Genomic DNA, 12,393 nt, shown 5'->3' on the forward strand with positions numbered 1-12,393 from the left:
TGATTCGTCCTTTTTTTATTGGCATGCTTAGCACAGCGATGGTTTTAAGATAAATATTATGCGAATTACATTGATTGGGGCAGGTCGTGTTGCAACCCATTTGGCTAAAGTATTGCAGTTGCAGCATCAGATTGTGCAAATCTATAGTCGGAAGTTACAACATGCTCAGACCCTTGCAGAACAAGTCAATGCCCAAGCAATTGATGATGTGCAACAGCTGGATGCACAAACCGATTTAGTGATTATTGCAGTCAGCGATCAGGCGATTCGTAGCGTGATTGATTCGATTGCGCCATATCTCCCTGAAAATCTGATTGTACATACTTCGGGAAGTACTGCTTTATCGATACTGGAACAAAGACATCCACGCGCGGGTGTGTTCTATCCTTTGCAAACCTTTAGTATGGAAAGGGATGTGAATTGGACAGATACGCCTTTGTTTGTTGAGGCAGTACAGCAACAGGACTTAACCTTATTAACCGAATTAGCCAACAGTTTAAGCCAACGTGTCTATCAATATAGCTCTACACAACGTTTGACTTTGCATTTGGCGGCGGTATTTGCTTGCAATTTTAGTAATTATTGTTATGACATGGCGAAACAAATCGTCGACGCTGAGCAGGTTGATTTTAGTTTACTTTATCCACTGATTTTAGAGACCGCAAATAAAGCTACAGCCAATCATCCCAAGGATATGCAGACAGGCCCTGCGATGCGCGGTGACCAAAATATATTGAGTATGCATAGTCAATTATTAGCAGATTCTAATCGCCCAGACTTGCAGAATATCTATGGTCTTATCAGTGAATCTATTTTAAAACGCCATGATTAAATCGATTTAACAATAATTATACAAAATAGACAAATCAGTCTGTTTTGTATACCATGGCTAAAATTTGATTTAATTTTATATAAAAAGATGTTGGTTAATATATTTCAAGCTTTAGACAATTTAGGTTTGACTGCACAAAAACGTGCAATCCATATTCAGTTTTCCAATCAAAATTTAAATACTCAAGTCTTCCTACAACGTATTGATGGTCAGCATCAACTGAATGATGGATTTAAGGCAGAACTGATTTGCCTGTCGACCAATGCGACCATTCCACTCAAACAATTTATTGGTAGCCAAGCAGCAATTGATACGGTGACTGATCAAGGTCAATTGACTCGTGTTACAGGGATTATTACTCAAGCCTTACAAGGGCAGTCGGACGGTAGCTTAACGGCCTATAAACTGACTTTAGAAGATCCAACCGCACTGTGGAAACAACGCCGTAACAGTCGCGTGTTTATGAACAAGAGTGTGCGTGATGTGGTGGAAATCATCTTCAAAGAGTGGCAACAAAAAAGCCCCTTATTTGCATCCAGCTTAACGCTTGATTTAAGCGGACTGAGCCAAGATTACGATGTTCGTCCCTTTATCATGCAACATTCGGAAGTTGATTACGACTTCCTGACGCGTTTGCTACGTAGCGAATCGATTAACTGGCTCATTGATGAAGCTGAACGAACCGTCGCGCAAAGCAGTGCTGCGATTCAGCCGCAAAAACTACGCCTGATTGACGACAATAGCCAGTACCAAGCCTTAGAGCGTCGTCAGATTCGTTACCACCGTAGTAGTGCCACTGAACAATATGACAGCATGACCAGTCTGGTCGGGCAACGCTCTCTACAGCCGAGCAGTGTGCATGTACAACGCTGGCAAGCGGATGCACTGGAACAAGAAGATGGTGCAGGCAGTGTGCAAAGCACGCATAAACATAGTGAGCAATATGACAATGCCAGTTTAGGTCTGGAACAGGCATGGCATTTTTCACCCGCATGGATGCAAGACCTGAATGGGGAGGATGGTGCAACCCCATCGGGCAATGCTCAAATTGAAAAGCTGAATCGGGACTTGGGTCAATACTACGACTTACAATCCAAACAATTTACCGCCCATACCACAGTCCGCGATACCCATGTCGGTTACTGGTTTGAACTGGCTGAACATCCTGAAATAGATCAGCATGATGGCAGCGATAAAGAATTCCTGATTACGGGCAAAAACTTCTATAACCAAAATAATTTGCCTAAAGATTTAAGCCAACAGATCAACCAATTATTAGTACAAAGTAACTGGCAACCGACTCAACAAAGCACAGAAGAACGGCAGGCCAATCAACTAACGTTGCAACGCCGCAGTATTAAAACCGTTCCCGAATATCACCCATTACAGCACCGCCCAGCAGCGTCACCACAACGTGCCAAAGTGGTTGGACCAAGTGGTGAAGAAATCCATGTCGATGAATGGGGACGGATTAAAGTCCGTTTCCTGTTTACCCGTAATGACGATCATAGCCATGATGGTGGTGCGGGTGCCAATAACAATGACACCGATTCAGCGTGGGTCGATGTACTCACGCCTTGGGCAGGTGAAGGCTATGGCGCACGCTTCCTGCCGCGTATTGATGAAATCGTAGTGATCGACTTCTTTGATGGCAATATCGACCGTCCGTTTGTGGTTGGACGAATTCATGAAGGCTATCGTAGCCCAACCAAATTCGACCATGCAGGCAAGCTACCTGACACCAAGAAACTGGCAGGGATCAAGTCTAAAGAATATCAGGGCGAAGGTTTTAACCAACTACGCTTTGATGACACCACAGGGCAGATTAGCGCACAACTACAAAGCAGCCATGCCGCCAGTCAACTCAATCTCGGTAAACTGAGTCATCCGAAAGACAAAGCTGAAAGTGAAGATCGTGGCGAAGGTTTTGAACTGCGCACCGACCAGTGGGGTGCAGTGCGTGCAGGCGAGGGTTTACTGCTTTCCACACATAAACAGGATCTAGCCCAAGGCGAACATCTGGATGCCCAAGTTGCTAAACAGCAGCTTGAGGGCAATCAAAACAATGCCAAGGCACTGAGTGAAATAGCTAAGAACCAGCAGACCGATGAGATTGAATCACTGGATCAACTCAAAGAGTTTGCGGAAGAAATCGAATCTGATATTGCCAAGTTTAATAAAGCGATGCTGTTGCTCAGTTCGCCTGAGGGGATTGGTTTAAGTACTAATGAAGATATTCATTTATCTGCTGATGGGCAGATCAACCAGTTTGCGGGCGACAGTATCAATCTAAGTACGCAAAAGAATTTGATCGCACATGCCAGTGCTAAGGTAAGCCTGTTCGCCGCACAAGGTGGTATTAAACAAGTCGCAGCCAAAGGTAAGTTTGAAGTTCATGCACAAGCTGACACAATGGATTTACTTGCCAAGCAAGGCATCCAGATTATTTCGACTGAAGATCGTATTGAGATCAGCAGTCCGAAAGAGATTGTGATTACTGCGGGTGGTTCTCAAATCAAGCTGGATGGTTCAGGTATTTTCCCTATCACAAGTGGCAAATTTGAGGTGAAGGCGGGACAGCATTTGTTTATGGGCGCTGCATCGGTGAGTGTACCTGCGATTGATTTACCAGACTGTTCTGCGAAACAGCACTCAGCTGCCACCAATGGTGCTGCATTAGTTGAGATATAAAATGTCAGATTTATTTAAATTAGATACACCGATTGAAGCAGTTGATGAAGATTTACTGCTATCTAGATTTGAACATATTTATAAAGAGAATCGAGTTATTGATTTCATTATAGATCGGACTGTTGAACCTGATTTGTTTAGTGAAATTATTGATGATTTTGATCCCCTTATTTCGGTAGAAAAAGTTTTTATCGCTAAGCCGATTACACGGGGGGCAAAACAGCCTCTTGCTCTGTTAAGGCTTAAAAATGATATTAAATTCTATAAATATGCACCTAAGATTGTCGAAATATTGTTAGAACAACTGACTTATACATCCACACGTCAGATTATTTGTGGTTGGGGATATAGTGAACATTCATTAGATGGTTTAAAAATCAAATTTCAAAAAAATTTAATTGCTAAGTCAGAAGGCTCTGCTCAAGCCTTTGTTCTACGTTGGTATGATCCCCGGGTTCAGTATGTTTTTCAAAATATGGCGCCAGAGGTTCTTTATCATCATTATTTGGCGGATTATAAAATTTGGGAGTACCTCCACCCTAAGGGAATTTTCACCAAAGCATCTGTAGCCTATACGTTTAAATTTAATAATATTTTTCCAAAACAGGTCATTGATTTTTTAATGATGTGTGAAGACGTGAACAGCATTAATAAATATCTAGTTAATAAAAATATTCCGTCAAATCAAATCGAGCCTATGTTGACCTATGAACACTTGATTTTGATTAAAGGTAATTCAGCCAATGTTGAGTTTAATGTGATGAGTGAGCTTGTATATTGGTTCTATCAAGTCGGTTCAACTTTGACTGAGCATGAAGACATTAAAATTTTATGGCATAGAGAAGATTATGAGCAAATGCTTGAAAAGCTCAATATAGATTCAACTTTGCAAGCCAATGTTTTAGAAAGAGATCGTGTAAATGGATAATAATTCAACTAAAAAACTTCCCCCTTATTTACAGAATGCACAAAACAATCAAGCAAATAAAACTGTTTCTTGGGGACAGAATCTTAAAAAATACGATTTAGCCAAGATTGAACAAAAGAAAGCTGAATTACCTGCCAATCAATCTAAAGGCGCACCTAAAGCAATTGCAGTAAAACAGCTTTCTTCAGAAGGGGTAAATGAGCAAAAAAAGGATTGCCCATTCTGTCATGCAGAAGATGATAGTTTTTTTCTATTTCCGACACGCTATGCTATCGCTAAGAAAGCAGATACCCAAGCGGTTTCTCTACCTGCGCACTTGAATAGTTATGTAGGTGATAAGACCATTGCTTATTCGAAGTACACATTAAAATATTTAAATACAGGTTATTTATATGCCTTTGTTGAGTATGAGAATGGAGCAACTAGATGGTTGGGGTATCGTGTCAATGAAGAAGGATTTCTAGCAAAGCTCAAGAATATTTTTGACCCGAATTGTGCACCGACGCCTTATGGTTGTACCAATGAAAAACACTTTGCAAATAGCTCAATGATTTGTCTTGCGCCTTTTCAGAAGTCAAAGGCAAAAACAGCCTATCTTCTCTTTTCAAAGGGATTTCTTACACAAGCAAGACTAAAACTCTACCAAGCAAATCGTGTTAGTTATGCCAATGAAAAGAAATGGCAGAAGATTGATTTAAATGCTTGGCGAGGAGGGCAAAAATCAAACTTTTGTTATAACCAGCAAATTTTTGATCGCCATGTCCCTACACCTAATTTTGCGAAATTTGGTAAGGCCAATCAAACCAGAAAGCAAAAAATTTCAGGTAAATTTGCCCAGTTTCCAAAAGCGGTATGTGGCGTTGCTATTTATGATGCTTTAGGAATTGCAATTGATTTAAATGAAAGAAGAAATGATCAATTTATTGAATTAACAAAATTCATGAATACCTATAAAGATGGTATTAGTAATCAGCAGCGCTTTAATAGCATTCCTTTAATTGAATCGATTGAAGAAGGCTTAAAAACAAAAGCCTTACAAAGTGCAAAAAATTGGGCAGAACACACTAAAAATGTTGATATGAAATCAATCGATGCCCAATTGAACCAACCTTATAGCGAACGTAATTTTCAAATGCATCAACAGAACCTTGAGCAGATGAAAAGAAAAAATCCTGAGCAGTACAAGTTTACCGAAAAAGCGCGTAAGGATTATTTTGCGCAATATGGTATGACCCCACCAAGCTCTGCCAAACAGGCTTATGAACAGCAGAAGGAAATCGCTCAACAGAAGGCAAAAGCACTGGAAAAGGCAAAGATTGAAAGCAATACCGCTTTTGCAATGAATCAGTGGGAGAATAAATATAAGCCTTTAGTCAAATATGACGAGATGCAGACATTTAAATCGAATGTTGCTACAAAGACTAAAAGTGGAATGGACAACGCAAATGTGGTGGGTGCTGATCATTTGATTTGGCTGAAATCGTCTCAATTAGTACAAGAGTTACACGCCTTTGATCCAGAAGATAAAATAAGTGGCTTTGTTTTTTATGAATACATGATGCAGGCCGTTGCTGGTACAGGCGTAACAAAGGCAGGCGCGACTCAGATGGATGGTTGGATTACAAAGCGTAAAGTCGAGCCTGATAATGTGTTTATGCGAGCGGTTCTTTATAACCAGAAATCTGCTATTGATTATTATAATGATGGTACGCAAAGCTTCTTTACATCGGTTGTAAATTATACCGATTGGACAACAGGCCAGAGTACTTATAAGCAGTTGATTGTTACTATTGCTGCCTTAGATGCGGCATGGGATGAATGGGCATCTAATAATGCCAACAAGCATTATATGCCCGATTTTGATAAGACTTTTGTGGGTCGTGTAGGGCGTTGGAGCGCAGAGTTTATTCGTGTAGCAGCACAAAAAGCCAAAAGTACCAGTCTCGACCGTTTGATTGCCACACAAATTTGCTGCTTTTTATATGCTCGTACGGGTGTATTTAGTAAAGGTGTAAATTTACATTCACTGATGTTATTTGCAACTCCGGGACTAGATCCGCAGCGGCGAGATCCAAAGGTCAGCAATGCAACTTTAGATTCAATTTTAAATGACAGCAAAAACAAAGGTACTGCACGGGTTGCTTCTTTTGTCATGGCACTCGAAGCAATTAATTTAATATTCCAGCTCAGCAAACCAATGACAACTTTAGATCAGAAGCTGCAAATATGGGGAGGAGCATGTGGCTTAATCACAGCCAGTCTGGAATTGGTTGGAGTTGTTACTGCAACAACTAAAAGTGCTTCACATAACTTGATTAAGTTTGCTGCCAATAGTTTTGCAATTGTTGGTAGTGCATTGTTTGCAGCATATGATTTTAAGCAAATGGTGGATAATTATTCTAAAGACAAATTTTTATCTTTGATCTATATGTCTCGTGGTATTGCTTATACAGGTTTGGCTTTAGGTTTTACCAAAATTTCGATTGATTTTTTACAAAATGTTGGAACGGCAGCCAAACGTCCTGCCTTAATACGTTTTTCAGGAATGCTGATTCGCACTCAAGTTTATCGTGTTCTTGCTTTTTTAGGCAGTGTGGTTTGGTTAGCACGATTAAATCTAGTTATTTTAGGTTTAACGGCAATTGAGATTATTTATAAAGCTTATTTTGCAGATAATGCATTAGAGAGTTGGTGTAAAAAATCTGCCTTTGGAAATGATGAAGTGAACTTTGTCAACGAGGCAAAAGAGCTAGAAGTCTTTAATCAGGCATTTGTAGAAGTTGTTGGTGTATAAGCATGAAAGTGAAATATGGAAAAGTAAGAGAGCTCCAATTTGTTGATGCAATTGTTGGACAACTACCCAAACTGAGATCACAAGCAACCGCAACAGCTTTAGTATCAATGTTTGCTGAATCTGGAGGGATGGGAGCTGCCGCAACATTGGCAGGTGTAAATGGTTTACCAGGTTATTATCTTCATTTTAATATTGATGACATTGAGTTTTATGCAGCATTTACAGGTGTCTTTTTTCAAGAAGGAGAGTATGTCTATGTGGTTTATGATGAAGAGGTTAAACAGAATTTTAATGTTTTAGCAATTATGAACAAAAACAATCACTTGTTAGGTATGGCTATTCCATTTGGACATACCATTTCAATGTCAGATAGGGCTCACAATAAAAATACTTTATTCATGGCTATAGGCAGTATTATAGGCTTTCCGATATTAGGTTCTTTATTTTTTGGGATTCAATCTTTTGATTTTTATATTTTTTATGCAGTAGTTGGCATTATTGGCGGGGGGGGGATGTTTTGGTTAATAGGTGAAAGCGTCAAAAAACAATTCAGAGGTTATGCAAAAGAGTCTGAACGAATTTATAAAATATTAGGTGTCACAGATTTAACTGACTTGGAAAAAACAGGCATGCAGCCTTATATAGATTCAAATAACCGTATGTATGACGACGTTTATAATTATACACAGTTTTTAGATTACGATCCTCAGCCATTAGTAGATGTAAGATCTGATGAAAGCCATCTACGGTAAAGCCCAAAAACTCCAATGTGTTGATGCAATTGTTGGTGAATTACCAAAGCTGAGATCCCAAGCAACTGCCACAGCGTTAGTGTCAATGTTTGCTGAATCTGGAGGAATGGGTGCAGCAGCAACTTTAGCCGGGGTAAATGGATTTCCAGGTTACTATATTCATTTCTATATTGATGATGTTGAGTTTTATGCGGCATTTACAGGCATCTTTTTCCAAGAGGGAGAAGATATCTATGTGGTTTATGACGAAGATATTAAACAGAATTTTAATGTCTTAGCAATTATGAATAAAAATAATCATTTGCTAGGTATGGTGGTTCCTTTTGGCCATACTGTTGCAATGTCGGATTGGTCTCACAATAAAACTGCTGTAATTATGGGAGCTGCTGGAGCAGTTATCTTGCCATTATTATTATATTTTTTTGGCGCAAGAGAATTATATATTTATATATATATAATAATCTGTGCGTTAGCACTTCCCCTATTGATTGGACATGGTGTTAAAAAACAATTTAGAGGATATGCAGAGGAATCAGAACGAATTTATAAAATATTAGGTATTAATGATATTGATGCTTTAAATGCAGAAATTAATAAGAATCATCTGAAGCCATACGAAGATAAAGAAACTAATCGTATCTATGATGATGTTCATAATTATACTGAATTTTTAAACTATGATCCTCAGCCATTAGTAGATGTAAGAACTGATGAAAGTCATCTACGGTAAAGTCCAAAAACTCCAATGTGTTGATGCAATTGTTGGTGAATTACCAAAGCTGAGATCACAAGCAACTGCCACAGCTTTAGTGTCAATGTTTGCTGAATCTGGAGGAATGGGTGCAGCAGCAACTTTAGCCGGGGTAAATGGATTTCCAGGTTACTATATTCATTTTTATATTGATGATATTGAATTTTACGCAGCCTTTACTGGCATCTTTTTTAACGAAGGTGAAAGCATTTATGTTGTTTATGATGAAGGAGTTAAACAAAATTTTAATGTTTTAGCGATTATGAATAAAAATAACCATTTATTAGGCATGGTCGTTCCTTTTGGTCATACAGTAGCAATGTCGAATAAAGCCCATAATAAAACTGCATTAACGATGGGAGTATTAACAGCTTTGATTGGTTCAATTGTAAGTTTTTTTCTTGAAGTTAAGGAAATATATATATATGTATATATAGTGATTTTTTCCATGGTAGTTATGTTGTTAATTGGTCGTAATATTGGAAAACAATTCAGAGGTTATGCAGAAGAGTCAGAACGAATTTATAAAATATTAGGTGTTACAGATTTAACCTCCTTGGAAAAAACAGGCATGCAGGCTTATATAGACCCAAATAACCGTATGTATGACGATGTCTATAATTATACACAGTTTTTAGATTATGATCCTCAGCCACTAGTAGATGTAAGAACTGATGAAAGTCATCTACGGTAAAGTCCAAAAACTCCAATGTGTTGATGCAATTGTTGGACAGCTACCTAAGCTGAGATCGCAAGCAACTGCAACAGCCTTAGTATCAATGTTTGCTGAATCTGGAGGAATGGGGGCAGCAGCAACTTTAGCTGGGGTAAATGGTTTACCTGGCTATTATTTTCATTTTTATATTGATGATATTGAGTTTTATGCAGCCTTTACAGGCGTCTTTTTTCAAGAGGGTGAAGATATTTATGTTGTCTATGATGAAGAGGTTAAACAGAACTTTAATGTCTTAGCGATTATGAACAGGAATAATCATTTGCTAGGTATGGCTATTCCATTTGGGCATACTGTATCAGTGTCGGATAAGACCCATAATAGAAATACAATTTTTATGGCAATTGGAAGTACATCACTTGTTTCATTAATAGCATTTTTTACTGGTGCACGAGATATATTATTTTATTTATTTTTAATTTTTTCTGGTTTAATTATGATCTCTTTAATTGGATTGAGTATCAAAAAACAATTCAGAGGTTATGCAGAAGAGTCAGAACGAATTTATAAAATATTAGGTGTTACAGATTTAACTGCCTTGGAAAAAACAGGCATGCAGGCTTATATAGACCCAAATAACCGTATGTATGACGATGTTTATAATTATAGACAGTTTTTAGATTATGATCCTCAGCCACTAGTAGATGTAAGAACTGATGAAAGTCATCTACGGTAAAGTCCAAAAACTCCAATGTGTTGACGCAATAGTTGGTGAGCTACCAAAACTGAGATCTCAGGCGACTGTCACTGCTTTAGTATCGATTTTTGCTGAATCAGGAGGAATGGGTGCAGCAGCAACTTTAGCTGGGGTAAATGGATTTCCCGGTTACTATATTCATTTCTATATTGATGATGTTGAGTTTTATGCAGCCTTTATGGGTATCTTTTTTAAAGAAGGTGGAAGCATTTATGTTGTTTATGATGAAGAAGTTAAACAAAATTTTAATGTTTTAGCGATTATGAATAAAAACACTAAACTATTAGGAATGGTAGCACCTTTTGGGCATACAGTAGAAATATCTGACAAGACTCATAATCGTAATGCATTATATCTGTTTTTAGGAATTAATATTTTTACAACTTTGGTTTTATTCTTTTTTGAATTTAAAATATTTTTATTTCTTTCTGGATTGATAGGGTCATTTATAATAGTTTTTTCTATAGGTTATAGCGTTAAGAAACAATTTAGAGGGTATGCAGAGGAATCAGAACGAATTTATAAAATATTAGGTATTAATGATATTGATGCTTTAAATGCAGAAATTAATAAGAATCATCTGAAGCCATACGAAGATAAAGAAACTAATCGTATCTATGATGATGTTCATAATTATACTGAATTTTTAAACTATGATCCTCAGCCACTAGTAGATGTAAGAACTGATGAAAGTCATCTACGGTAAAGTCCAAAACCTCCAATGTGTTGACGCAATAGTTGGTGAGCTACCAAAACTGAGATCACAAGCAACAGCAACAGCTTTAGTATCAATGTTTGCTGAATCTGGAGGAATGGGTGCAGCAGCAACTTTAGCTGGGGTAAATGGTTTACCTGGCTATTATTTTCATTTTTATATTGATGATATTGAGTTCTATGCGGCGTTTACAGGCATCTTTTTTCAAGAGGGTGAAGATATTTATGTTGTCTATGATGAAGAGGTTAAACAAAATTTTAATGTTTTAGCGATTATGAATAAAAATAACCATTTATTAGGCATGGTCGTTCCTTTTGGTCATACCATTGAAATGTCAGATAGGGCTCACAATAAAAATACTTTATTTATGGCTATAGGCAGTATTATAGGCTTTCCGATATTAGGTTCTTTATTTTTCGGGATTCAATCTTTTGATTTTTATATTTTTTATGCAGTAGTTGGCGTTATTGGCGGAGGGGGGATGTTTTGGTTAATAGGTGAAAGCGTCAAAAAACAATTCAGAGGTTATGCAGAAGAGTCAGAACGAATTTATAAAATATTAGGTGTTACAGATTTAACCGCCTTGGAAAAAACAGGCATGCAGGCTTATATAGACCCAAATAACCGTATGTATGACGACGTTTATAATTATACACAGTTTTTAAATTATGATCCTCAGCCACTAGTAGATGTAAGAACTGATGAAAGTCATCTACGGTAAAGTCCAAAAACTCCAATTTGTTGATGCAATAGTTGGTGAATTACCAAAGCTGAGATCGCAAGCAACTGCAACAGCTTTAGTGTCGATGTTTGCTGAATCTGGAGGAATGGGGGCTGCAGCAACTTTAGCTGGGGTAAATGGGTTTCCAGGTTACTATATTCATTTTTATATTGATGATGTTGAGTTTTATGCAGCCTTTACAGGTCTATTTTTCAAAGAAGGAGAAGATATCTTTGTGGTTTATGATGAAGAAATAAAACAAAACTTTAATGTTTTAGCAGTTATGAATAAAAACACTAAATTATTAGGAATGGTAGCACCTTTTGGGCATACCATTGAAATGTCAGATAAAGCTCATAATAAAAATGCATTAACGATGGGAGGGATTACAGCAATAGGAATGTCAATTGTCTTCTTTTTTCTAGGAGCAAGAGAAATCTATATATATACAATTACTATTATTATTTCTCTAGTTATGATGTTGTTAATTGGACATAGCGTTAAAAAACAATTTAGAGGGTATGCAGAGGAATCAGAACGAATTTATAAAATATTAGGTATTAGTGATATTAATGCTTTAAACGCAGAAATTAATAAGAATCATCTGAAGCCATACGAAGATAAAGAAACTAATCGTATCTATGATGATGTTCATAATTATACTGAATTTTTAAACTATGATCCTCAACCACTAGTAGATTTAAGAACTGATTGAGTCATATAAAATCTATAAATAAATGAGAAGAAGTAAAAGCCACTAAACAATTAGTGGCTTTTGA

The 12,393-nt window shown here is 37.4% G+C and carries 11 protein-coding genes; all 11 read left to right on the forward strand.

Annotated elements, in window-relative coordinates; all coding sequences use genetic code 11:
- Positions 1-58 precede the first annotated feature (58 nt).
- The 11 genes from A7P54_RS04120 (at position 59) to A7P54_RS04175 (ending at position 12,329) form a co-directional block, all read left to right on the forward strand.
- Positions 59-832 carry a Rossmann-like and DUF2520 domain-containing protein gene (locus tag A7P54_RS04120; protein WP_171548745.1) on the forward strand — a complete coding sequence of 258 codons (774 nt, stop codon included), beginning with the start codon at positions 59-61 and terminating at the stop codon, positions 830-832.
- Positions 833-919: 87 nt separating this feature from the next.
- Positions 920-3,523, forward strand: coding sequence for a type VI secretion system Vgr family protein (locus tag A7P54_RS04125; protein ID WP_171548746.1), 2,604 nt, complete (start codon positions 920-922; stop codon positions 3,521-3,523).
- Between the two features lies 1 nt (position 3,524).
- The gene (locus A7P54_RS04130; protein ID WP_171548747.1) at positions 3,525-4,451 is read left to right on the forward strand and encodes a hypothetical protein; all 927 of its coding nucleotides are present in this window, start codon (positions 3,525-3,527) and stop codon (positions 4,449-4,451) included.
- Positions 4,444-7,245, forward strand: coding sequence for a T6SS effector BTH_I2691 family protein (locus A7P54_RS04135; RefSeq protein ID WP_171548748.1), 2,802 nt, complete (start codon positions 4,444-4,446; stop codon positions 7,243-7,245). The genes A7P54_RS04130 and A7P54_RS04135 overlap by 8 nt, the downstream gene beginning before the upstream one ends.
- Positions 7,246-7,247: 2 nt before the next feature.
- Positions 7,248-7,997 (forward strand): putative type VI secretion system effector, encoded by a 750-nt coding sequence (locus A7P54_RS04140; protein WP_171548749.1) that lies wholly within the window; start codon positions 7,248-7,250, stop codon positions 7,995-7,997.
- Positions 7,978-8,727 carry a putative type VI secretion system effector gene (locus A7P54_RS04145; RefSeq protein WP_171548750.1) on the forward strand — a complete coding sequence of 250 codons (750 nt, stop codon included), beginning with the start codon at positions 7,978-7,980 and terminating at the stop codon, positions 8,725-8,727. Before A7P54_RS04140 ends, A7P54_RS04145 begins: the two co-directional genes overlap by 20 nt.
- Positions 8,708-9,442, forward strand: a complete 735-nt coding sequence (locus A7P54_RS04150; protein ID WP_171548751.1) for a putative type VI secretion system effector — start codon at positions 8,708-8,710, stop codon at positions 9,440-9,442. The genes A7P54_RS04145 and A7P54_RS04150 overlap by 20 nt, the downstream gene beginning before the upstream one ends.
- A complete protein-coding gene (locus tag A7P54_RS18920) occupies positions 9,423-10,157 on the forward strand; it encodes a putative type VI secretion system effector (RefSeq protein WP_252728590.1) in 735 nt (244 codons plus the stop codon). Before A7P54_RS04150 ends, A7P54_RS18920 begins: the two co-directional genes overlap by 20 nt.
- Positions 10,138-10,884, forward strand: coding sequence for a putative type VI secretion system effector (locus A7P54_RS04160; protein WP_171548752.1), 747 nt, complete (start codon positions 10,138-10,140; stop codon positions 10,882-10,884). The genes A7P54_RS18920 and A7P54_RS04160 overlap by 20 nt, the downstream gene beginning before the upstream one ends.
- On the forward strand, positions 10,865-11,614 hold the full coding sequence (locus tag A7P54_RS18925) for a putative type VI secretion system effector (protein WP_241305875.1): 750 nt from the start codon (positions 10,865-10,867) through the stop codon (positions 11,612-11,614). Before A7P54_RS04160 ends, A7P54_RS18925 begins: the two co-directional genes overlap by 20 nt.
- The gene (locus A7P54_RS04175; protein WP_171548753.1) at positions 11,595-12,329 is read left to right on the forward strand and encodes a putative type VI secretion system effector; all 735 of its coding nucleotides are present in this window, start codon (positions 11,595-11,597) and stop codon (positions 12,327-12,329) included. Before A7P54_RS18925 ends, A7P54_RS04175 begins: the two co-directional genes overlap by 20 nt.
- Positions 12,330-12,393: the final 64 nt, after the last annotated feature.

The organism is Acinetobacter sp. Ac_3412 (genome assembly GCF_013072675.1).
In the GTDB taxonomy this organism is placed as follows: domain Bacteria; phylum Pseudomonadota; class Gammaproteobacteria; order Pseudomonadales; family Moraxellaceae; genus Acinetobacter; species Acinetobacter higginsii.

What these genes read in the sequence shown, in the direction of transcription:
- A7P54_RS18925 (WP_241305875.1), top strand. Translation starts at nt 10,865, where the DNA reads ATGAAAGTCATCTACGGTAAAGTCCAAAACCTCCAATGTGTTGACGCA.
- A7P54_RS04130 (WP_171548747.1), top strand. Translation starts at nt 3,525, where the DNA reads ATGTCAGATTTATTTAAATTAGATACACCGATTGAAGCAGTTGATGAA.
- A7P54_RS04125 (WP_171548746.1), top strand. Translation starts at nt 920, where the DNA reads ATGTTGGTTAATATATTTCAAGCTTTAGACAATTTAGGTTTGACTGCA.
- A7P54_RS04140 (WP_171548749.1), top strand. Translation starts at nt 7,248, where the DNA reads ATGAAAGTGAAATATGGAAAAGTAAGAGAGCTCCAATTTGTTGATGCA.
- A7P54_RS04145 (WP_171548750.1), top strand. Translation starts at nt 7,978, where the DNA reads ATGAAAGCCATCTACGGTAAAGCCCAAAAACTCCAATGTGTTGATGCA.
- A7P54_RS04135 (WP_171548748.1), top strand. Translation starts at nt 4,444, where the DNA reads ATGGATAATAATTCAACTAAAAAACTTCCCCCTTATTTACAGAATGCA.
- A7P54_RS18920 (WP_252728590.1), top strand. Translation starts at nt 9,423, where the DNA reads ATGAAAGTCATCTACGGTAAAGTCCAAAAACTCCAATGTGTTGATGCA.
- A7P54_RS04150 (WP_171548751.1), top strand. Translation starts at nt 8,708, where the DNA reads ATGAAAGTCATCTACGGTAAAGTCCAAAAACTCCAATGTGTTGATGCA.
- A7P54_RS04120 (WP_171548745.1), top strand. Translation starts at nt 59, where the DNA reads ATGCGAATTACATTGATTGGGGCAGGTCGTGTTGCAACCCATTTGGCT.
- A7P54_RS04160 (WP_171548752.1), top strand. Translation starts at nt 10,138, where the DNA reads ATGAAAGTCATCTACGGTAAAGTCCAAAAACTCCAATGTGTTGACGCA.
- A7P54_RS04175 (WP_171548753.1), top strand. Translation starts at nt 11,595, where the DNA reads ATGAAAGTCATCTACGGTAAAGTCCAAAAACTCCAATTTGTTGATGCA.